This window comes from Azospirillum sp. UENF 112521 (assembly GCF_058780665.1).
Genome location: NZ_JBSNCI010000003.1, coordinates 605,519 through 627,030 on the forward strand (window position 1 = coordinate 605,519; position 21,512 = coordinate 627,030).

Genomic DNA, 21,512 nt, shown 5'->3' on the forward strand with positions numbered 1-21,512 from the left:
CCAAATCCCATCATCGCAGGCAGATCTGAAGGGGCATCAGCCGTGGCCAATCAGCGGCTGGCGATCTCCTCCCGCGTCAGGGTCATGAACAGATCGACCACCGGCGTCCTGGCCCGGTCGCCATGGACGGCGATCTGGAACGGCGAGTGATAGGAAAGCACCCGCGGCAGCAGGGCGCGCAGCCGTCCGGCCTGGACGAAGGGATCGGCGTAATGGTCGGGCAGATAGCCGAGATAGCGGCCGGACAGGATCAGCCGGGCGGCGCCTTCCATGTCGCTGACGGTCGCATGTGGCGCGCTGATCGCGAAGATCTTGATGTCGCGCGCCCCCCAATAGCTGCGGGCCACCAGCCGGTGGCGGCGCACCTCATCCAGATCGACCATGCTGTCCGGACGGTCGAACAGCGGATGGCCGTCCCCGCAGTAGAACAGGTTGGTTTCCGTGTAGAGGTCGATGTAGGAGAGGCCCGGCACGATCCGCGGAAAGCTGGCGATGGCGAGGTGCAACTCGCCGCCGACCACGTCGCGCAGCAGCTCGTTGGGTGGCCGGGTGACGATGGCGAGGTTGACCTCGGGAGCGGCGTCGGCGAAGCGGGTGATCACCCGTTCCAGCGGGAAATTGGCGTCGGTCAGCGTGTTGTCCACCAGCCCGATGCTGAGGGTGCCGGTCAGGCGGTCGCGCAGACCCCGCACGCGGGCGCCGAAGCGGTCCAGCGTGTCGAACACCCGCCGCAGCTCGTCATAGACCGCCTGCCCCTCCTCCGTCAGCTTGAAGCCGGAGCGGCCGCGCCGGCACAGCCGCACCCCCAGCCGCCCTTCCAGTTCGGCGAAATGGGTGGAGATGGTGGAAAGGGACAGGTTCAGTTCGCCTTGCGCCGCAGTAAAGCCACCGGCCTCGACCACCGTCATGAACAGGCGAAAGAGCCGCAGGTCGGCGGTCTCGATGGTCATCCGGCTCATGCGATCGGGAATCCTTGGGCCTGGATAGGGAGTGGGCCGGTCTTACTTCGGCTCCTGTCGAAGTAAGATACAAAGAATTCGGGATGTGTGGAGACGCAAAGTCACCGTCTAATTCCGGCATGCACTTCCATCGGGGCTGACCAACGACGAGAGGGAGACACGCTATGGCGATCGGGGCAGGACTGGACAGAAGACTCGGCAGACGGACGGTGCTGGCTGGGGCGGCCGCAGCTGCGGCGGTGGGGGCGGTGGGCTTTCCCTCCATCGTCCGGGCCCAATCGAAGTCGTTGAAGATCGGGGTTTATGGCGGCTATTTCAAAGACAGCTTCGACAAGCACATCTTCCCGGACTTCACCAAGGCGACCGGCATCGCGGTGGAGGCGGTGGCCGAACCGACGGGCGAGGCATGGCTGATCCAGCTTGAGCAGGCGGCCCGTGCCAAGCAGGCTCCGGCCGACGTGTCGATGATGTCCCAGGTGGCGATGCTGAAGGGCATGGCGGCCGAGCTGTGGGCGCCGCTCGATCCCGCCAAGCTGCCGAACGCCGCCAAGGTCAAGCCGGCGCTGATGAACAAGTATCCTGACGGCCGCCTGTCGGGCATCGGTGCGGTGTCCTGGTACATCACCCTGGTGACCAACACCAAGAGCTACCCCCAACCTCCGGAAAGCTGGGCGGCGCTGTGGGACCCGGCCAACAAGGACAAGCTCGGCCTGCTGGCGCTGGTCTCCAACTCCTTCCTGCTGGACGTGACCGCCGCCACCTTCTTCGGCGGCTCCAAGCATCTCGACAGCGAACAGGGCCAGTTGGAGTGCTTCAAGAAGCTGGCCGAGCTGAAGAACAATGTGAAGCTTTGGTACCGCGACGAGGCGCAATTCGAGGCGGCGCTGAAGTCGGGTGAAGTCCCGATGGGGCAATATTACCACGACGTTACCGGCCTTGCCGCCGCCGACGGCCATCCGGTGCGCTCCACCTTTCCCAAGGAGGGCGGTATCCTCGATTCCGGCAGCTGGGCGGTATCCAAGGCGTCCAAGGCCGGCGATCTGGCCCACGTCTTCATCGACTACATGTGCCAGCCGCAAATCCAGGCGCTGCTGTCGCGCAAGGTCGGCACCTCGCCGACCATCGACCGGTCGGCCACCGACCTGACGGACAAGGAGTTCGCCGCGGTCTCCTCCGATCTGGCGCCCATCGTTCCGCGCTATGACCTCTATGTGTCGAAGGCCGACTGGCTGAACCAGAAATGGACGGAAATGATCGTGGGCTGATCCGCGAGTGCCCTTCTCCCCCGAGTGCGAGGGGAAGGGCTCCGTCCTTTCCGAACGATCCGAAGGCCCGCCCATGTCCGCCCTCGTTCTCGACGGTCTCACCAAGCGTTACGGCAGCTTCACCGCGGTGCATGGGGCGAGCCTGCGCATCCCGCACGGTCAGTTCGTCTGCCTGCTCGGCCCCTCCGGCTGCGGCAAGACCACGCTCCTGCGGATGATCGCCGGGCTGGAGGAACCTTCCGGCGGCCAATTGCTGATCGACGACCGAGACATCACCGCCACCCCCGCCCACAAGCGGGATTTCGGCATGGTGTTCCAGTCCCTGGCCCTGTTCCCCCATCTCAGCGCCGGGGAGAACATCGCCTATCCCCTGCGCATCCGCGGCGTTCCCGCCGACGAGCGCCGCCGCAAGGCGGACAGCCTGCTGGACCTGGTGCGCCTGCCCGGCATGGCCGACCGGCCGGTGTCGCGGCTGTCGGGCGGCCAGCGCCAGCGCGTCGCCATCGCCCGCGCCCTGGCGCTGGAGCCGAAACTGTTCCTGCTCGACGAACCGCTGTCGGCGCTCGACGCCAAGCTGCGCGAGGCGATGCAGATCGAGCTGAAGCAGCTTCAGCGCCGGCTGGGCATCACCACCATCGTCGTCACCCACGACCAGCGCGAGGCGATGACCATGGCCGATCTGGTGGTGGTGATGTCGGAGGGACGGATCCGGCAGGCCGCCCCGCCGATGGAAGTCTACCGCCGGCCCGCCGACGCCTTCGTCGCCGACTTCATCGGCATGACCAACCTGCTGGAGGGCGAGGTGACGGTCCCCGGCCGTGCCAGCGTGCCGGGAGGCGAACTGGCCCTGGCCGGATTGCCGCCGCATGGGCGTGCCCTGCTGTCGGTCAGGCCGGAGGAGGTGCTGTTGCATCCGGCGACCGCGGCTGGAGGGGCAAACCGGTTGATGGGAACCCTGTCCTTCGTCCGCGATCTCGGCGCCAGCGTCGAGTTCCGCATCGATGTCGCCGGGCGGGAGATCGTGGCTCTGACCCGGCCACAGGACCGTCCCTCGGTCGAACCGGGTGCCGCGGTCATCGTCGAGATTCCGGCCGAGGCCTGCGTTGTCCTGCCGCCGGAGGGGAGGGTGTCATGATCCGCCGCGCCCCCCGCAGCCTGGGCGAACATGCGCCGATCCTGTTCCCGGCGCTGATGCTGGTCGTGTTCTTCGTCATTCCCTTCGGCCTGATGATCGCGGTCAGCGTCGCCCGCCGGATTCCCGGCGGCTTCTACGAGCCCGATCTGGTGTTTGCCAATTACGAGCGCTTCCTCAGCGCCTTCTTCGGCGGGGTCCTGTCCTTCTCGCTGGAACTGGCGGCGCTGGTGGCCGTGGTGGCGGTCGGCATCGGCTTCCCCTTCACCTACCGGCTGGCGCGGCTGCCGAGGGCGGCCCAGGTGCGCTGGCTGGTCTTCCTGCTGTCGATCCTGTCGCTGTCGGAGGTGATCATCGGCTTCGCCTGGTCGACCCTGCTGTCGCGCACCGCCGGCATCACCAACCTGCTGGTGGCGGTCGGGCTGATGGCGGAGCCGCAATCGCTGTCGCCCAGCTTCGGCGCGCTGCTGGCCGGCATGGTCTATCAGGCCTTCCCCTACACCGTGCTGGTGCTCTATCCGGCGCTGGCACGGCTCGACCCAGCGCTCGTGGAGGCATCGCGGACGCTGGGGGCTTCGCCGCTCAAGGCCTTCTTCACCGTGGTGGTGCCGGCCCAGCGCAACACCATCGTCGCCACCCTGATCATGGCCTTCGTCTTCGCGCTGGGCAGCTACCTGCTGCCGCAGCTTCTGGGACGGCCGCAGCACTGGACCCTGTCGGTGCTGATCACCGATCAGGCGATCTACCAGTCCAACATGCCGTTCGCCGCGGCGATGGCAGTCTTCCTGGTGCTGGTCAGTCTGGCGCTGGTCGGGCTGTCCCTGCTGTTCGGACGCAAGGAGGAGGCGTGATGCTGCGCTGGCTCAACAGCCTGATGGCCGGCCTGATCGGCCTCGTCCTGGCGGCACCGATCCTGGTGGTGGCGGGGGTGTCGCTGAATGCCAAGCGCTCGCTCGACTTCCCGCCCAATGGACTGTCGCTGTCCTGGTATGCCGAGATCTTCACCGATCCCGGCTGGCGCGGGGCGCTGATCGCCAGCCTTGTGGTGGCGGCGTCGTCGGCGGCCCTGGCGGTCGCCATCGCCTTTCCCCTGGCATGGTTCATCTGGCGCTGGCGGGCGCCCTGGGCGCGGGCCTTCGAGGTGCTGGGCATGGCCCCCTTCATCCTGCCGCCGGTCATCACCGCGCTGGGGTTCCTCAGCTTCTGGTCCACCTTCGGGCAGTATGGCGAGCCGTGGACGGTGGTGGTCAGCCACGCCGTCTTCTTCGTCACCCTGCCGCTGGTCACGTTGTCGCTGGGCTTCGGCGCGGTGGATCGCAGCTTTGTCGAGGCCGCTTCAACCATGGGGGCCGACGACCGCACCGTGCTGCGGACGGTGGTGATGCCGCTGGTGCGGCCATACATGATTTCCGGCTTCGCCTTCGCCTTCGTGCTGTCACTCAACGAATACATCGTCGCCTACATGGTCGCCGGCTTCACGCTGGAAACGCTGCCGATCAAGATCTTCAACGCCCTGCGCTACGGCTACACGCCGACCATGGCCGCCGTCACCGTGCTGTTCGTGCTGCTGACCGCCGCCGTCTTCGGGCTGATCGCCCGCTTCGGCGACCTGCCGCGCCTGCTGGGCGCCTGGATAAAGCAGGACTGACTGGGCCGACTGACCTTCCGACAGGAGACCTTGCAAAATGATCGATCCGGACAAGCTCAACCGTCTGCGCGAGAAATACAGCGGCAGCGGCGGTGCCGACATCCACTCTCCCGAATTCCAGCGAGTCGCTGCCTTGCAATTCTCCGCCGGGGGGCGACGGACCCAACCCTTCGCCGGGGTCTCCACCCTGCTCGACGCGCCATACCGTCCGGATGCGCCCGAACTGCCCGATTTCGGCGGGCTGGAGGTTGCGCTGATCGGCGTGCCGATGGATCTGGGGGTGACCAACCGCGCCGGCGCCCGCTTCGGTCCGCGGGCGGTGCGGACCATCGAGCGGATCGGTCCTTACGAATATGTGCTGAAGATGGTGCCGGCGGCGGCCTGCCGGATGGCCGATGTCGGCGATGTGCCGCTGTCCAGCCGTTTCAGCCTGGAAGCCTGCCATCACGACATCGAGGGCTTCTACAACAAGGTGATGGATGCCGGGGTGATCCCGCTGTCGGTCGGCGGCGACCACTCGATCAGCCAGTCGATCCTGAAGGCGGTGGGACGGGACCGGCCGGTCGGCATGATCCATTTCGATGCCCATTGCGACACCGGCGGCCCCTATGAAGGGTCCAAGTTCCACCATGGCGGTCCCTTCCGCCAGGCGGTGCTGGACGGCGTGCTCGACCCGGAGCGCACGGTGCAGATCGGCATCCGCGGCAGCACCGAGTTCCTCTGGGAGTTCTCCTACGAGTCCGGCATGACGGTGATCCATGCCGAGGAGGTGGCGCAGCGCGGCATCCCCGCGGTGATCGAGCAGGCCCGCCGGGTGGTCGGTGACGGGCCGGTCTATGTCTCCTTCGATGTGGACTGCCTCGACCCGGTGTTCGCGCCGGGCACCGGCACGCCGGAGATCGGCGGGCTGAGCACGCGTGAGGCAATCGAGCTTCTGCGCGGGCTGGCCGGGCTGGACGTCATCGGTGGCGACGTGGTGGAGGTGGCGCCGCAATATGACGCCAACACCACCACCGCCCAGGCCGGCGCGCAGATGCTGTTCGAGATCCTGTGCCTCGCCGTCAAGGCGCTGGAGCAGCGGCGGGGCTGAGGCTGGCAGCCGAGGATGCGCGTTCGACGGGCCAAGGCGGCTTCCGTCCTGTTCCGCCAACCCTGGAGGTCAGGCCGCGGCGATGTGCCGCCGGCCGAGGGCCTGGACTTCGGCCCCTCCAGGGCGGACCATCTCCCTACCCGGTTGCGAACATTCGGGGATCGGTCGCCGCCGCGCCTTCACCGCGGGCGCCGCCCGACCGGGCATCCTTGCGGACTGTCGCCGCCAGGACGGGCCATGGCCTCCGCCGCCCGCCCGCGGCGCGGAGGAGAGCACATGTCTATGGACAAGGAAGTGGTCATCGCGGCGCTGCGCTACGCGGCGGAACTGCATGACGGCACCTATCGGCCCGACCGGGCGCGCACGCCCTTCGTCTCGCATCTGTCGGAAACGGCGGAACTCGTGGCGCAGGCCGGGGGCACGCCCGCCGAGATCGCCGCGGCCTGGCTGCACGACGCGGTGGAGGATGGGCTGACCAACGTCGCCGATCTGGCCCGGCGGTTCGGGCAGGAGGTCGCCGACCTCGTCGCCGCGGTCAGCGACGCGCCGGAGGATGTCGGCAAGGCGATTGCGGAGCGCAAGGCGATCCAGGCCGCCCGCCTCGCCGCCGCGCCCGAAGGGGCCAAGCGCATCAAGCTTGCCGAGCAGATCTCCATCCTGCAGGCGCTGGCGGTCGAACGCCCGCTGTCCTGGAGCGTCGAGCGGGCCGACGCCTATGTCCAGGGCTCCCGCCTCGTGGCGGAGGCCTGTGCCGCCGCCAGCCCGCTGCTGGCCGAACGCTACGCCGCAGCACTGGCCGGGGCGACGCATTGAGCGCGGCGATGTCAGAGGGCTGACGACCGCCAGAGCCAGACCAGACCGGCGACCGCACCCGCCGCCAGAAGCACCAGCACCAGGATGATGGCGAAGGCGGTGCGCCGGTCCTTTGCCTCGCGCTGTTCGGCCTCGCGCCGCTTCTTCAGCAGAAATTGCTGTTCTGGGCTGAGGAAGCGGCCGGCGGCGGCGTCCGGCGTGGGCACGTAGCGCACCCGGCCACGGCCCTTGGCCGCCATGCCCGCGGTTGCCGCGGTCCCCCTGATGGCCGTCGTCAAGCCACCCTGGGACGGCCGTCCGGTATTGACCGGCTCCCCTGCCGACCCGCGAACTGCGGTTGCCTGCCGGCCCTTGCGCTTGCGCGGCAGTTTTCGCCGTCTGGTCGTCATGCCCCTCTCCCCGCTTTCAAATCCGTCTCCGCGGCCGGGAGCATAGCCGCCCGCCCCGTCCGGCGCAGCCAATCACAAGATGATCTCCGGAAAGTCACATAGCCCATGCGGATGGGGGCATGCCAACCGGAAATCCAAAGGCGGCCTGTCCGTTCTTCTGCGGCGAACCGGCGCACACCCAAACGGTTTGTGGCACTGACGTGGATACTAGTATATTACATTGCCCGCCCGCCAGCATTCCGGGTGGGCGTGACTGCAATCGAATGGGAGGGTCACCATGCTCAAGAAGACTGCGTTCAAATCCGGCCACATCCGCTCGCGCCGCCTTCTGCTCGCCGCCGCTGCCGCCGGGCTGGCTATGCCCGCCGCCATCGCGCCGCTGGGGGGTGCGTTTGCCGCCGATGACGACCAGCAGGCGGTGGCGAAGGCGGTGAACGGCCTTCGCGACGCCATGCTGGCGGGCGACGGCGCCACGCTGCGGGCGATGACGATGGACCAGCTGACCTACGGCCACTCTAACAGCCGGCTGGAGGACAAGGCCGCCTTCGTCGGCAGCCTCGACGGCAAAAACGCCTTCAAGGCGCTGGATCTCAGCGACCATGCGATCCAGGTGGTCGGCGATATCGCGGTCGCCCGCCACACCTTCGATTCGGTCAACAACCTGCCGGACGGCAAGACCAACACCGCCCACATCAAGGTGCTGCAGGTCTGGAAGAAGGTCGACGGAGCCTGGAAGCTGCTCGCCCGTCAGGCCTCGCCGCTGCCGGCGGCCTGACCGCCCGACCGTCTGATCGGGGATTCTGCCGCCTCCCACCCGCGAAGGGGGAGGCGGCAGGGCATCAGTTACCAGGCTGGCAGGATCGCACCCTTGAACCGGGTCTCCAGGAAGTCGCGGACCTCCTTGGACTGGAAGGACTCGACCAGCGTCTTCAGGGCGGGACGGTCCTTGTCCTTTTCCCGCGCGGCGATGAAGTTGCCGTAGGGGTTGCCTTCGCGCGGCTCCTGGATCAGCGCGTCCTTCGACGGCGTCAGGCCGGAATTCACCGCATAGTCGGTGTTGATGATCGCCGCGTCGAAGTCTTCCAAGGCGCGCGGCAGCTGTGCCGCCTCCAGTTCCACCAGCTTGAGCTTCTTCGGATTCTCGGCGATGTCGAGGATGCTCGGCGACAGGCCCTTGCCGGGCGCCAGCGTGATCAGTCCGTTGGCCGCCAGCAGGTTCAGCGCACGGCCGCCGTTGCTGGGGTCGTTCGGAATGCCGATGCTGGAGCCGGGTTTCAGATCGCTGACGGATTTGATCTTGCGGGAATAGAGCCCCATCGGCTCGACGATGGTGAAGCCGATGGGCACGATTTTATAGCCGCGCGCGGCGATCTGGGCCTCCAGATAGGGCTTGTGCTGGAAGGCGTTGGCGTCGAGGTCGCCGGCATCCAGCGCCGCGTTGGGGATGTTGTAGTCGGAAAAGGTGATCAGTTCGACGGTCAGACCCTTGCCGGCTGCCACCGTTTTCGCCACCTCGGCGATCTCCTCCTCCGCACCGCCCATGACGCCGAGCTTCACGGTCTCGGCAGCGGCTTCGGCGATGTGGGCGGCGATCTGGGTGGTGAGGAGGGCCAGGGCAATGCCGCCGGCCAGTCCAGCCCGGCGCAGCCAGGACGTTGTTTTGCCTTGCATGTCGACTCCTTTATCTTTGGCTCGGCGGCCCCCGGTCGTTGACGGGGTGCCGAGAGGCTGCCAGATAGCCCGACCGGCCGGCGCCTAGCGCATGCAATTTCCGACGATCTGGTAGCACAGCGTGGGATCGCGCCTGTCGTTGTAGCGCACCGCGGTGACCCGCCCACCATGCAGTTCGAAGGTCGCTTCGCAACTGTAGGTCCGGGACCAGGTCGTCACGTCGGGCTGCCACAGCAGCGGTCCGCGCGGGCCGAGCCAGGGGCTGGGCTCCCAATCCACGTCGCGGTCGACCAGGGTCTGCCGGCGGGTGTAGGCCAGATACTCCGCGTCGCCGTTGACGGCGGAGCGTTCCGGCACGCCAGCGCAGGACAGCAGGCTGCCCTTGCTCATCCCGACCATCGCCTCGGGCGCACGCAGAGCCAACTCGGCCTGCGGGTTGGCGCAGGAGGCGGACAGCAGGGTGGCTGCGGCGAGAAGCCCGCCGCGCCAAACCGACATCAGTCGCAGACGGCCGATGGTCATGTCCGATCCTCCGCGGCGATGCGCACTCGTTTGGGACGGACCTTCAGATAACGCGTCCCGCCCGATACACAACAGCGCTCAGCCCAGAACGGTGTCGTACAACAATTTGAGATTCAGCACGACGATCAGGCCGGCGACGACCCAGGACAGCCCGGCGACCCAGCCGGGCACGACGAAGCGGCCCATCTTGCCGCGGTCGGTGACGAAGCGGACCAGCGGGATCACCGCGAAGGGAAGCTGCATCGACAGCACGACCTGGCTGAACACCAGCAGCTGGGCCGTGCCGCTTTCGTCGTAGAGCGCCGTCACCACCACCACCGGGATGATGGCGAGGCCGCGGGTCAGCAGCCGGCGCATCCAGTGCGGCAGCCGCAGCCGCAGGAACCCTTCCATCACGATCTGCCCGGCCAGCGTCGCCGTGACGGTGGAATTGAGGCCCGAGGCCAGCAGCGCCACCGCAAACAGGGTCGAGGCGATGCCCAGGCCCAGCAGGGGCGACAGCAGCTCGAATGCCTCGCCGATCTCCGCCACCTCGGTATGGCCGCTGCCGTGGAAGACGCTGGCCGCCAGGATCAGGATCGCCGCGTTGACGAACAGGGCCAGCATCAGCGCGATGGTGCTGTCGACGGTGGCCCAGGTGATGGCGTCGCGCCGCCCCTCGTCGGTGCGAGGATAGGCCCGCGTCTGCACGATGGAGGAGTGGAGGTAGAGGTTGTGCGGCATCACCGTCGCCCCCAGGATGCCGATGGCGACATAGAGCATACCGGGGTTGGTCACCACCTGGGTCGTCGGCACAAAGCCGTGCAGCACGGCGGCCAACGGCGGGGCCGCCGCGATGATCTGCACCAGGAAGCAGCCGGCGATGACCGTCAGCAGGGCCACCACGAAGGCTTCCAGATAGCGGAAACCCCGCTGCATCAGCAGAAGCACCAGGAAGGCGTCGAGTGCCGTGATCAGCGCGCCGCCGATCAGCGGGATGCCGAACAGCAGGTTCAGCGCGATGGCGGTGCCGATGACCTCGGCAAGGTCGCAGGCGATGATCGCCGCTTCGCACGCCACCCAAAGCATCAGGTTGACCGGGCGCGGGTAATGGTCGCGGCAGGCTTGCGCCAGATCGCGTCCGGTGACGATGCCCAGCCGCGCCGACAGCGATTGCAGCAGGATCGCCATCAGGTTCGACAGCATGATGACCGACAGCAGCGTATAGCCGAACTGCGACCCGCCGGCGAGGTCGGTCGCCCAGTTGCCGGGGTCCATGTAGCCGACTGACACCATGTAGCCCGGCCCGGCGAAGGCCATCAGCCGACGCAGCCACAGGCCACCCTGCGGTACCGCGACGGAGGCATGGACCTCCGGCAGGCTCGGCCGGAGCTCCCCGTCCGGACTGGAATATCTCCAGGCCCGGTGGGGCGGCACGGCGGCTTCGGCTTCCGACATCGGCGTGACTCCCGGCCAAAATGCGAACTGGTATCAATCAAGTATGTACCGGGACAACGAGTATGCAAGGTGCTATACTTTCAGCATCCGAACATTTTTCCGGGCGGGTGGGGCGTGACTGACAGCGATGCGGACCTTCCCGATGCCGAACTCCATGCCGAGGGCTTCCGCAAGACGCGGGAGGCCCAGCGGACCGCCCTGGCCGAGGATTACGTGGAACTGATCGCCGACCTGATCGAAAGCGGGCAGGAGGCCCGACAGGTCGACATCGCCGCAAGGCTGGGGGTGGCGCAGCCCACCGTCGCCCGCATGCTGGACCGGCTTGCGGCCGACGGGCTGGTCTATCGCAAGCCTTACCGGGCGGTGTTCCTGACCGATGCCGGCCGGCGGATCGCCGAGGAAAGCCGGGAGCGGCACCGGACGGTGGTGGCCTTCCTCCGCTCCCTCGGCGTCAGCGCCGACACGGCGCGCATCGATGCCGAAGGCATCGAACACCATGTCAGCGCCGAGACGCTGGACGCCTTCCGCCGCGCGCTGGCCCAGGGCGGCTGAGGCCGTTCAGTCGGCGAGACCGTTGTCGATGGCGATGCGGATCAGGGCGCGGGCACTGTCGGCGCCCAGCTTGTCCTTGATCTGGGTACAGCTGTTGGCCACCGTCTTCTGGCTGATCCCCAGCCGATCCGCGATGGCCGAGGCTGTCATCCCTCGTCCGACCAGGGCCAGTATCTCCCGCTCCCGCTGGGTCAGGACGGCCAGCGGGTCGGACGGCGGCGACAGGCTCATCAATGCCAGATCGCGGGCAAGCCCGCTGTCCAGATGAATGCGGCCGGCCAGCACCGTACCGATGGCGAAGGCCAGGCTGTCCGGGGCGTCGTTCTTGGTGACATAGCCGCGGGCGCCGGCCTTCAGCGCGCGGGCGGCGATGGCCGGATCCTCATGCATGCTGAAAATCAGGACCGGGACCGCCGGGTTTTCCTGGCGGATGGTCCGCAGCACGGCCATGCCGCCTCCGTCTCCCGGAATATTGAGGTCGAGCACGACGACGTCCGGCCGCTCCGCCCGCCACAGATTCAGCGCGCTGCCGACATCCTCCGCCTCCACAACGCGGCCGAGCGCCGCTTCGGCCAGCAGGCGCTGGCAGCCGGCCCGGACGATGGGGTGGTCGTCGACCAGGAGAATGGTGTGGGTCACGCCATGCGCTCCAATGCTGCCGGCGAGTATGGCGACTGGGCGGGCCGGGGCAGGCGCGCCGACACACGGGTGCCGCCGCCGGTCGCGGTTCCGATCGACAGGCTGCCGCCCAGAGTGTGCACCCGTTCCGCCATACCGGAAATTCCGAAGCCGTTCCTTGCCGGTTCGTCGCCGTCCGGCAGGCCGGGTCCGTCATCGGCGACGACTATCTCGACTGCCTCGGGATCGACCCGCAGAGTGACGGTGATTGCCGACGGTTTGGCATGGCGAAAGGCGTTGAGCAACGATTCCTGAACCAGCCGATAAACCGTCAGCCGCAACACGTCGTCGCAGCCATCCAGCTCCGCCACCGCCGGGGCCGGCTCGATGGCAAGGGTCAGGGCGACGTCGGGCTGACGCCTCCTCCAGTCTCCGGCCAGCTCGGCCAGCGCCTCGCTCAGCGGCAGCTGGTCCAGCAGGGCGGGGCGCAGGCGGGCCAGGAGGCGGCGGCTCAACCGATGGACCTCCGCCGCGGTGTCCAGGATCTTGCCGGCGCGCTCGGCCGCTTCGCCGGTGGCATCCCCATCGCTTCGGCCCTCCCGCAGGCGCAGGATGCGACCGGCATCCACCTTGATCGCGAAGAGGGCGGCACCGAGTTCGTCGTGGATTTCGCGGGCGACCTCCCGCCGTTCGGCATCCTGCGCCGCGACGATGCGCTGGCCGGCCCGCCGGTTCTCCGCCTCCGCCGCTGCCAGCCCGTGGGCCAGCGCGGCGATTCCGGTTCCCAGCCGGTCGAGTTCGGGAACCCCGCGGCCATCGAAGGAAAATGCGTAATGGCCGGCACGCAGCCTTTCCACCCCGGCCTCCAGCCGTGCCAGCGGAACCAGGGCGCGCCCGACCGCCAGATAGGCGGCCCCCATCAGCAGCAGCCCGACCACTAGCGTTGCGGCGGCGAGATCGGTCATGTCCTCCCAGACCTCGGCGATCTCGTCCCAGGGCTCGGCAACGATGCGCAGCTTGCCGGCTGCTAGCTGCCGCTCTTGCAGATCGACGCCGATCAGTGCTGCGAACCAGTCCGGCACGCGCCGGTCCGCCGGTTCCGAACTCGGCAGGCCGTCGGCCCCGATGAAACGCAGGTGGCGCAGCCCCAGCCCGTTCAGCATGGCGATGCCGCCGGGGATGTCACCGTGCTCTGCCACCGCGAGACTCAACGCGCCGCCCAGTTCGAGGGCGGAGGCCATTTCTGCGCGAACGGCATCGCGGGCATTGGCGACCATCACCGCACCGCCGGCGGTGGCCATCAGCAGAAGGAAAAGCCCGATCAGGGCCAGGATGCGCATCCTCAGCGACACCAGCGCCCACTCCGAAATACGACCATCGACGGAATGCTAACCCATCCATCTGTTCGGGTGCCATCCACCCTTCGCACAATCGAGCCGCAGTGCGGATGCCGATCCTGGCCGTGTACCGCATCGAACGGGAAAAAATCCCGGTCGATCCGGGATGTCATCATGGAGCTGTGTCAAGAAGTTCTTCCCCGGATTGTCGAATGGAACCATGGCTCCGTCCGGGAGACTATTGGAGCCGGCAAGACATGGTGCTGTGCGCCGGGCGGGATGCACAGGCCGGCCTGAAAAGGGTCCTGCCATTCAGAAGGCAACGGCTTTCTGGCGCGACATCGTCACGCTCGGCTCATCCCGTTACTGGGGCGGCATCGCCTCCCGCCGCTTGCAGGAACGGGATCGGGCCGGCGTGACGCCATCGCCGGCACGGCTGCGCAGGCCGTGTTCGCAACCGCCGCTTCGCGGCCAATCATCGGGGGAAACGCATGACACTTTCGTCCTACAGCACGATTGCGGCCGTCACCGGCGGCAAGCCGCGACGCCGCTTCCGCGGGACCTGCATGGCCGGGATGGCGGCGGTGGCTGCCGCGCTGTTCCTGGCCGCGGCGCCTGCCGGTCCGGCACTGGCGTCCGACGTCACCTGGGATGCCATCGCCAACGATGCGAAGAATCCCGGCGACGTGCTGATGTACGGGATGGGGGTGGAAGGCAAGCGTTTCAGCACCCTGAAGCAGATCAACACCGAAAGCGTGTCACGTCTGGTCCCCGCTTGGTCCTTCTCCTTCGGCGACGAGAAGCAGCGCGGGCAGGAAACCCAGGCGCTGGTCCATGACGGGGTGATCTACGTCACCGGCTCCTACTCGCGGATGTTCGCGCTGGACGCCAAGACCGGCAAGCGGCTGTGGAGCTATTCCCACCGGCTTCCCGACGACATCCGCCCCTGCTGCGACGTGGTCAACCGCGGCGCCGCGATCTATGGCGACAAGGTTTTCTTCGGCACGCTCGACGCCTCCGTCGTCGCGCTGAACAAGGACACCGGGAAGGTCGTCTGGAAGAAGAAGTTCGCCGATCACAAGGTCGGCTACACCATGACCGGTGCGCCGACCATCGTGAAGGACCAGAAGACCGGCAAGGTTCTGCTGATCCACGGGTCTTCGGGCGACGAATTCGGCGTGGTCGGACGGCTGTTCGCCCGCGATCCCGACACCGGCGACGAGATCTGGATGCGCCCGCTGGTCGAGGGCCATATGGGCCGGTTGAACGGCAAGGACAGCACGCCGACCGGCAGCGACAAGGCCCCCTCCTGGCCGCGCGACAAGGACGGCAATCTGGTGGAGGCGTGGAACCACGGCGGCGGCGCGCCCTGGCAGAGCGCCACCTTCGACGTGGAGACCAACACCATCGTCATCGGCACCGGCAACCCGGCGCCCTGGAACGGCTGGGCGCGCTGGCCGGGAGACAGCCTCTACACCTCCGGCCAGGCCTATGTCGACCCGACCACCGGCGAGCTGAAGGGCTTCTACCAGCACACGCCGAACGACACCTGGGACTTCTCCGGCAACAACGAGCTGGTGCTGTTCGACTACACCGACGCCTCGGGCAAGACGGTGAAGGCGACGGCGCATGCTGACCGCAACGGCTTCTTCTACGTCACCGACCGCACCAAGCTGGCGACGGCCGGCGGCGAGGCGAACAAGCCCAACAGCGTGCTGGCGGCCTATCCCTTCGTCGACGGCATCACCTGGGCCAAGGGCATCGACCTGAAGACCGGCCGTCCGATCGAGAATGAGGGCCAGCGCCCGCCGCTGCCGGCCGAAGGCGAGAAGCGCGGCAAGCCGGTCGAGGTGTCGCCGCCCTTCCTGGGCGGCAAGAACTGGAACCCGATGTCCTACAGCGAGGACACCAAGCTGTTCTACATCGCCGCCAACCATTGGAAGGAGGATTACTGGACCGAGCATGTCGGCTACAACCCCGGCTCGGCCTATCTCGGCATGGGGTTCCGCATCCACAAGATGTTCGACGATCATGTCGGCAGCCTGCGGGCGCTGGATCCGAAGACCGGCAAGATCGTCTGGGAGCATAAGGAGGAACTGCCGCTGTGGGCCGGCACGCTGGCGACCGCCGGCAATCTGGTCTTCACCGGCACCGGCGACGGCTTCGTCAAGGCCTTCGACGCCAAGTCCGGACAGGAGCTGTGGCACTTCCAGACCGGGTCGGGGATCGTCTCATCCCCGATCACCTGGGAGCAGGACGGGGTGCAGTATGTCGGCATCACCACCGGCTATGGCGGCGCGGTGCCGCTGTGGGGCGGTGACCTTGCCGACCTGACCACCCGCGTGACCCAGGGCGGTTCCTTTTGGGTGTTCAAGCTGGCCGACGTGAAGGTCTCCAGCAGCAAGTGACCGGCTCCGCGAAACCGGAGCCTGGAGCGCCGGGGCGGTCGCCGCCCCGGTCCTTTTCATCGGAGGCATCATCATGACGTCGCACAGCAAGGCCGCGCTGCCGAGAAAATTCTGTCGGATCCTGGCTTTGAACGCCCTGGCCGCCTGTCTTGCGGCGCCTGTTCCCGCCGTGCTGGCGGCGGAGATGGAGACGGCGGCGATCCCGGCGGCCGTCGAGGAGGCCGCGCTGCCGGTCGGCGGCGGCGAGGAGGAGCGGGCGAGCGTCGTCAACGGATGCACGCTTGGCCCCCGCATCGTCTGCCCCAACCTGGATCTGCGGCATCGCAATTTGCGTGGACTGTCGCTGGCCGGGGCCGATCTGCATGGGGCCAACCTGATGCGGGCCGACCTGCGCAAGGCGGATCTGCGCGGCGCCGACCTGACCGGCGCCATTCTGGACGGGGCCGACCTGCGCACCGCCTTTCTCCAGGGCGCGCGCCTGTCCGGTGCGCGGCTGAGGGGCGCCAACCTGGAATTCGCCCGAGCCACCGGCGCCGACTTCACCGGCAGCGACCTGACCGCCGCCAATCTGGAGGCGATCCGCGCCGACAAGATCAATCTCGCCGGCGCCAGCTTGGAGGGGGCCAACCTTCAGGAGGCGAAGATGGCCCTGTCCAACCTGTCCGGGGCGAACATGGACGGGGCCAAGCTGCGCTTCGCCATCTTCCAGGACGCGTTGATGACCGACTGCCGGTCCTGCCCGACCGGCTGGTGACGGTGTGCGGCGGGACCGTCAGCAGCGCTTGCCGCGTTTCGGTCCCGCCGCCTCGCAGCCGCAGCAGCCGCCGGAGCAGCCGCCCGCCTGCGCGGGAGCCCGCCGGCCGGCCAGCCGGCGCAGGCGGTTGCGCAAGGGGGTAGGCAGCAGGATGGTCCAGGCCACCCAGGCGAAGGCGGCGGCTACGATCAGGCCGACAAGGATGGTTTCGGGCAGGCTTTCCATCATGGCTCACCCTCCCAGCAGGACGCTGGACAGGTGGAAGGTGACGAAGGCGGCGCCATAGGCGAGCGCCGTCATGTAGACGATCATCACCAGCATCCAGAACCAGCTGTTGGTTTCCCGCTTCACCACCGACAGGGTGGAGACGCATTGCGGGGCGAACACGAACCATGCCAGCAGCGACAGCGCCGTCGGCAGGCTCCAGTCCGCCGCCAGCACGCCGGCCAGCGAGCCGGAGAGTGCGTCGCCCGTCTCGCTCAGCGCATAGACGGTGCCGAGGGCCGCCACCGCCACCTCGCGCGCTGCCATGCCCGGCACCAGCGCGATGGCGATCTGCCAGGTGAAGCCGATGGGGGCGAGAAGCGGGGCCAGCGCATGGCCGAGCATCCCGGCGAAGCTGTGGTCGATGGCCGGTCCGGTCGCTCCGTCGGGCGCCGCCGGGAAGCTACCGAGGAACCACAGCAGGATCATGATGGCGAAGATCACCGTGCCGGCGCGGGCCAGGAAGATGCGCGCCCGCTCCAGCAGCCCCAGCAGGATGTCGCGCGGGCTGGGCAGCCGGTAGGACGGCAGTTCCATCAGCAGCGGTTCGCGCGCACCCTTGAAGATCGTTCGCTTCAGCACGAAGGCGGCCGCCAGCGCCGAGAGGATGCCGGCGGCGTAGAGGGTGAACATCACCAGCCCCTGCAAGCCGATCATGCCGCCGGCCACCGTCCGGTCGGGGACGAAGGCGGCGATGATCAGCGTATAGACCGGCAGCCGGGCCGAGCAGGTCATCAGTGGGGCGATCATGATGGTGGCCAGCCGGTCGGCGCGGTTCTCGATGGTGCGGGCCGCCATGATGCCGGGGACGGCACAGGCGAAGCTGGACAGCAGCGGGATGAAGGCCCGGCCATGCAGTCCGACACCGCCCATCAGCCGGTCGAGCAGGAAGGCCGCCCGCGCCATGTAGCCGGTGGATTCCAGCATCAGGATGAAGAAGAACAGCACCAGGATCTGCGGCAGGAAGATCACCACGCTGCCCACGCCGGCGATGATGCCGTCGGTCAGCAGGCTTTTCAAAAGCCCGTCGGGCAGGGCCGCTCCGGCGCCGGCCTGAACCCAGCCCAGCCCCTTGTCGATCATGTCCATCGGCACGGCGGCCCAGGCGAACACCGCCTGGAACATCAGGAACAGCACCAGGAACAGGAAGGGCAGGCCGATGGCCGGATGCAGCAGGGCGGCGTCGATGCGGCGGGTGGCGAGCGACGGCCGGCCGGCATCGCGCAATGCAGCGGCCAGGATGGCTTCGACCTCCTGATGATAGGCGCGCAGGTCGAGGGCGGAGGGCTCGCTCCAACCGCAGGAGGAGGTGCCGGGGATAATGTCAGGGGCGTTGCCGGGAGAGGGGGCCAGCGCGGCGGTCATCGCGATCATGCTGCGGTCGATCTGGTCGAGCAGCCCGGCCACGCCGGTGCGCTTGATCGCCACCGTCGGCACCACCGGCACGCCCAGCGCCGCCGACAGGGCCGCCGCATCGACGCGGCAGCCCCGCGCCTCCGCCACGTCCATCATATTGAGCGCGAGGATGATCGGCCGGCCGAGCTTCTTCAACTCGAGCACCAGCCGCAGATGCAGGCGCAGGTTGGTGGCATCGGCGACGCAGACCATCACGTCCGGCGGGGATTCGTGCTGGAAGCGGCCCAGCACGACGTCGCGCGTCACCTCCTCGTCGGGGGAGCGGGCGCGCAGGCTGTAGGTTCCGGGCAGGTCGACGAGTTGCACGCGGGTGCCGGCCGGGCTGAGGAACTCGCCGATCTTGCGCTCGACCGTCACGCCGGGATAGTTCGCCACCTTCTGGCGGGCGCCGGTCAGCGCGTTGAACAGGGCGGTCTTGCCGCAATTGGGATTGCCGACCAGGGCGATGCGCGGCGGAGCGCCCATAAAGGCCGGGGTGGAAAGAACGGTATCGGACATCGCGGAAACCTTTCCGCAGGAAGAGGAGGTGACGGCTCAGCCGAGCGTCACCAGGACGGCGTGCGCCTCCGCCCGGCGCAAGGCCAGGGTGTGGTCGTTGATGCGCACGGCAAGCGGATCGGCGCCGGGGAAGCCCTCATGCAGGATTTCCACGCGGGCACCTTCGATCAGGCCCATCTCGATCATGCGGCGTTCCAGTTCGCCGGGTGGCAGCGGGGTTGCGACGGCGGAGTCGTCCAGACCGGTCACAACCGCGCGCTGGCCCTTGCGCAACGCGCCGAGACGGCAGCAATCGTCCCCGGCGGGGGGATCGGAGCTGGTGCCGGGTGCAGGACCGGGAGTCTGGCGGGTGGCGGTGGAAGGATGGGCGGCGTGAGCGGGGCCGGGTAGCGGCGGGATCATGGTGGAACACCTGTGGGCGGCACGCCGGAAAGGACGTGCGCATGGGCGGCAAGGGCCGCAAACCCGACAATGATGCGAATCACTTGCATTTGCGATGTGGCGAAGCGCCGCGGAACGGTCCCGTCCTTACGGAGCCGGGGCGAAAGGGGTGAAGCGCCTCTCCCTGGGCGGCAATTTTTTCGATTTTTCCCGAAAAAAAGCGAAGGAGTTGGGTGCGTCTTCGCGATATCACTCTCAATCTGTGTGAAAATCAGGAGGCGATTCCAATTCAAAATAGCAAAGCTTACTTTTTGCTGCGCCGCAACCAACGTGTGTATTCCACTCTCTGGCGTCGCGGATTGCTGGGCAATGGCGTCCTGCGCCGCCAAAAAACATTGAAATTCATATAAAAATCATATCAGAAATATGTATTGAGAGACGTTCCATCGTATTTTCCTGAATATTTTCAGTATCAGTATTGCCAACAAAAATCATACCCTGGTATGACATTCAGAATCTAGAACTTTTATTTCCGAAGCAAATTCGATTTACCAATTCTTTGGAGTTACGAATTAGCCTCCGAAACACTTCTGCGCAGCGGTTGTGTGTCTGGAGCTAACAATGCAATCGAAATCAGTCACACGTCCGCACATCGTTCTGCCTGTTCTGGCGATGACTGGAATCATACTGTTTTCTTGTCTGATTTATGCAAAATTTTATGGAAATGCCGCTGCAGATTTCACCTTTTCTGCTACACGGATGTCGCTCGATTCCGCACGCAACCATATGGCGATCCTGGCGGCTGCAATTCCGGCGGTCCTGTGGTCAGCCGGCTGGCTGCTGCCTTCTTTCCCAGGGTTGGCCGGTGCCACGCCCCTGCGGGGGCTGATGGTGGTGGCAGGGGCCATGCTTGCATTCTGTGCCATGACTTTGCCGGGGCTCGCGGGTCTGCTGCCAGCCGAGGCGGTGCGCGGCTTCTTCTATGACGCTGCCGTGATGCTGGTCGTCTGCCTTCTTCTGGTGTTTGAAGGGCTGCTTTTGCTCGCCGCCCGCCCGGGCTGCGGGGATGCGGAGCCGGCATCGGCGGTGGGCCGCATGCGTGCCGCCCTGTTCCTGTTCATGCTGGCGGAGGAACTGTCGCGGTCCTTCCTGCCGCTCTACGCCCGCGAACTCTACACCCCGGTTCCCGGCCTGTCCGAGACCATGATGATGGGGCTGCCGATCGGGCTGTTCATGGCTCTGGTCGCCGTCTTCACTCCCTTCGCCGGCCATTGGGCCGACCGGTTCGGCAGCCGCCGCACGCTGCTGCTCGGCACCCTGCCGGCGGTGGCGGGATTCATCGGGACGGCGATGGCCGGATCGATGGCGGAACTGTTGCTTTGGCGTGGGGCCTGCGCGCTCGGCTATGCGGTGATGTTCATCGGCGCGCAGGGCTTCGTCGCCCGCCACACCCCGGCGGACCGGCGGGCGCGCGGCATGGCGCAGTTCGTCGCCGCGGTGATCGTCGCCGGCCTGTGCGGCGCACCGCTGGGCGGCATCCTCGCCGACCAGTTCGGCTATCGCGCCACCTTCGCGGTTTCGGCGCTGCTGGCGCTGGCGGCCGCGGCGGCGGTGACGCTTCTTCCGGCCGACCGGACGGAGCGGGTGCGACAACACCCCTTCCGCATGGGCGATGCGACCGCACTGCTTGCCAATCCCCGGTTCCTGGCGTTGCTGCTGTTCTCGTCGGTGCCGACGAAGCTGATGCTGACCGGATACCTCTTCTATCTCGTCCCGGTGTCGCTGCATGCGGCCGGTGAGACCCCGGCCGGGATCGGCCGTCTGATGATGACCTACGGGCTGATCATCGTCCTGCTCGGCCCGTGGGTGTCGAAGGTCGCCGACCGCACCGGCCGCCATGCCCTGTTCGCCGGGCTGGGCGGGCTGGTCGGCGGGGCCGGCACGCTGGCGATCCTGCAGGAACAGGGCGTCGCGGGAATCCTGATCGGCATCGCCGCGCTCGGCGTCGCCCATGCCTTCAACAACGCCACCCAGCTGGCTCTGGTCCCGGAGGTCTGCCGCGCGGACTGCGCCCGCATGGGCGATTCCAGCGTCTTCGCGGTCTACCGCCTGCTGGAACGCGGCGGTTCGGTGATCGGTCCGTTGCTGGCGGCGGCGATTGCCGACCGCTTTGGAGCGCAGGCTGCGCTGGTCGCTCTCGGTGCGCTCGGCATGCTGTGCGGGACCGCCTTCTGCGTCGTCTTCCTGCTGGCTCCGTCCGCCTCGCCGGCAGCGGGAGAGGCTGTCCGATGAATTCCCCCGCCTCCAGCCCCTTGCGTCATCCCCCGATGCCGCAAACCCCGACAGCCTTGTGTCCCT

Annotated in this window: 21 protein-coding genes; 11 read left to right on the forward strand and 10 right to left on the reverse strand. The window is 67.4% G+C overall.

Annotated elements, in window-relative coordinates; genetic code table 11:
* Positions 1-50: 50 nt before the first annotated feature.
* The gene (locus ACWPN8_RS18480; protein WP_492241745.1) at positions 51-959 is read right to left on the reverse strand and encodes a LysR family transcriptional regulator; all 909 of its coding nucleotides are present in this window, start codon (positions 957-959) and stop codon (positions 51-53) included.
* Positions 960-1,123: 164 nt separating this feature from the next.
* Here ACWPN8_RS18480 and ACWPN8_RS18485 point away from each other — a divergent pair, with 164 nt between their 5' ends.
* The 6 genes from ACWPN8_RS18485 (at position 1,124) to ACWPN8_RS18510 (ending at position 6,907) form a co-directional block, all read left to right on the forward strand.
* On the forward strand, positions 1,124-2,224 hold the full coding sequence (locus tag ACWPN8_RS18485) for an ABC transporter substrate-binding protein (RefSeq protein ID WP_492241746.1): 1,101 nt from the start codon (positions 1,124-1,126) through the stop codon (positions 2,222-2,224).
* Positions 2,225-2,297: 73 nt separating this feature from the next.
* Positions 2,298-3,359 (forward strand): ABC transporter ATP-binding protein, encoded by a 1,062-nt coding sequence (locus tag ACWPN8_RS18490; protein WP_492241747.1) that lies wholly within the window; start codon positions 2,298-2,300, stop codon positions 3,357-3,359.
* Complete coding sequence (locus ACWPN8_RS18495; RefSeq protein WP_109448020.1) at positions 3,356-4,207, forward strand: ABC transporter permease; 852 nt, start codon at positions 3,356-3,358, stop codon at positions 4,205-4,207. The genes ACWPN8_RS18490 and ACWPN8_RS18495 overlap by 4 nt, the downstream gene beginning before the upstream one ends.
* Positions 4,207-5,004, forward strand: a complete 798-nt coding sequence (locus tag ACWPN8_RS18500) for an ABC transporter permease (RefSeq protein ID WP_492241748.1) — start codon at positions 4,207-4,209, stop codon at positions 5,002-5,004. The genes ACWPN8_RS18495 and ACWPN8_RS18500 overlap by 1 nt, the downstream gene beginning before the upstream one ends.
* A 37-nt stretch (positions 5,005-5,041) precedes the next feature.
* Positions 5,042-6,094: an agmatinase gene (gene speB / locus ACWPN8_RS18505; RefSeq protein WP_492241749.1), complete on the forward strand. Its 1,053-nt coding sequence runs from the start codon at positions 5,042-5,044 to the stop codon at positions 6,092-6,094.
* Between the two features lie 276 nt (positions 6,095-6,370).
* On the forward strand, positions 6,371-6,907 hold the full coding sequence (locus tag ACWPN8_RS18510) for an HD domain-containing protein (RefSeq protein WP_109050895.1): 537 nt from the start codon (positions 6,371-6,373) through the stop codon (positions 6,905-6,907).
* Between the two features lie 11 nt (positions 6,908-6,918).
* Here the strand turns inward: ACWPN8_RS18510 and ACWPN8_RS18515 are convergent, their stop codons facing one another.
* Positions 6,919-7,296: a hypothetical protein gene (locus ACWPN8_RS18515; RefSeq protein ID WP_109050894.1), complete on the reverse strand. Its 378-nt coding sequence runs from the start codon at positions 7,294-7,296 to the stop codon at positions 6,919-6,921.
* Between the two features lie 277 nt (positions 7,297-7,573).
* Here ACWPN8_RS18515 and ACWPN8_RS18520 point away from each other — a divergent pair, with 277 nt between their 5' ends.
* Entirely contained in the window at positions 7,574-8,071 is a 498-nt protein-coding gene (locus ACWPN8_RS18520) for a nuclear transport factor 2 family protein (protein WP_247873077.1), read from the forward strand.
* 68 nt (positions 8,072-8,139) lie between these two features.
* On the opposite strand, the gene ACWPN8_RS18525 is transcribed toward ACWPN8_RS18520, so the two are convergent.
* The 3 genes from ACWPN8_RS18525 to ACWPN8_RS18535 form a co-directional block, all read right to left on the reverse strand.
* Positions 8,140-8,967: a MetQ/NlpA family ABC transporter substrate-binding protein gene (locus ACWPN8_RS18525; protein WP_492241750.1), complete on the reverse strand. Its 828-nt coding sequence runs from the start codon at positions 8,965-8,967 to the stop codon at positions 8,140-8,142.
* Between the two features lie 84 nt (positions 8,968-9,051).
* Positions 9,052-9,489, reverse strand: coding sequence for a hypothetical protein (locus ACWPN8_RS18530; protein ID WP_492241751.1), 438 nt, complete (start codon positions 9,487-9,489; stop codon positions 9,052-9,054).
* A 78-nt stretch (positions 9,490-9,567) separates the two neighbouring features.
* Entirely contained in the window at positions 9,568-10,926 is a 1,359-nt protein-coding gene (locus tag ACWPN8_RS18535; protein ID WP_492241752.1) for an Nramp family divalent metal transporter, read from the reverse strand.
* A gap of 114 nt (positions 10,927-11,040) precedes the next feature.
* On the opposite strand from ACWPN8_RS18535, the gene mntR reads away from it, so the two are divergent.
* On the forward strand, positions 11,041-11,478 hold the full coding sequence (gene mntR / locus ACWPN8_RS18540) for a manganese-binding transcriptional regulator MntR (protein ID WP_109050890.1): 438 nt from the start codon (positions 11,041-11,043) through the stop codon (positions 11,476-11,478).
* 6 nt (positions 11,479-11,484) lie between these two features.
* Here mntR and ACWPN8_RS18545 read toward each other — a convergent pair whose 3' ends face one another.
* Positions 11,485-12,117: a response regulator gene (locus tag ACWPN8_RS18545; protein WP_492241753.1), complete on the reverse strand. Its 633-nt coding sequence runs from the start codon at positions 12,115-12,117 to the stop codon at positions 11,485-11,487.
* Entirely contained in the window at positions 12,114-13,448 is a 1,335-nt protein-coding gene (locus ACWPN8_RS18550) for an ATP-binding protein (protein ID WP_492241754.1), read from the reverse strand. Before ACWPN8_RS18550 ends, ACWPN8_RS18545 begins: the two co-directional genes overlap by 4 nt.
* Before the next feature lie 551 nt (positions 13,449-13,999).
* Between ACWPN8_RS18550 and ACWPN8_RS18555 the strand changes: the two genes are divergently transcribed.
* Together ACWPN8_RS18555 and ACWPN8_RS18560 are read left to right on the forward strand one after the other, a co-directional pair.
* Positions 14,000-15,841, forward strand: a complete 1,842-nt coding sequence (locus ACWPN8_RS18555; protein WP_109452897.1) for a methanol/ethanol family PQQ-dependent dehydrogenase — start codon at positions 14,000-14,002, stop codon at positions 15,839-15,841.
* A 73-nt stretch (positions 15,842-15,914) separates the two neighbouring features.
* Positions 15,915-16,595, forward strand: coding sequence for a pentapeptide repeat-containing protein (locus ACWPN8_RS18560; RefSeq protein WP_492241755.1), 681 nt, complete (start codon positions 15,915-15,917; stop codon positions 16,593-16,595).
* 18 nt (positions 16,596-16,613) lie between these two features.
* Here the strand turns inward: ACWPN8_RS18560 and ACWPN8_RS18565 are convergent, their stop codons facing one another.
* Genes ACWPN8_RS18565 through ACWPN8_RS18575 form a run of 3 tightly spaced genes read right to left on the reverse strand, consistent with a single transcriptional unit; the run spans position 16,614 to position 19,175 of the window.
* Complete coding sequence (locus ACWPN8_RS18565; RefSeq protein WP_492241756.1) at positions 16,614-16,823, reverse strand: hypothetical protein; 210 nt, start codon at positions 16,821-16,823, stop codon at positions 16,614-16,616.
* Positions 16,824-16,826: 3 nt separating this feature from the next.
* Positions 16,827-18,773: a ferrous iron transport protein B gene (gene feoB / locus ACWPN8_RS18570; protein ID WP_492241757.1), complete on the reverse strand. Its 1,947-nt coding sequence runs from the start codon at positions 18,771-18,773 to the stop codon at positions 16,827-16,829.
* 36 nt (positions 18,774-18,809) lie between these two features.
* The gene (locus ACWPN8_RS18575) at positions 18,810-19,175 is read right to left on the reverse strand and encodes a FeoA family protein (protein ID WP_492241758.1); all 366 of its coding nucleotides are present in this window, start codon (positions 19,173-19,175) and stop codon (positions 18,810-18,812) included.
* An 885-nt stretch (positions 19,176-20,060) separates the two neighbouring features.
* Here ACWPN8_RS18575 and ACWPN8_RS18580 point away from each other — a divergent pair.
* Positions 20,061-21,446: an MFS transporter gene (locus ACWPN8_RS18580; RefSeq protein ID WP_247873073.1), complete on the forward strand. Its 1,386-nt coding sequence runs from the start codon at positions 20,061-20,063 to the stop codon at positions 21,444-21,446.
* Positions 21,447-21,512: the final 66 nt, after the last annotated feature.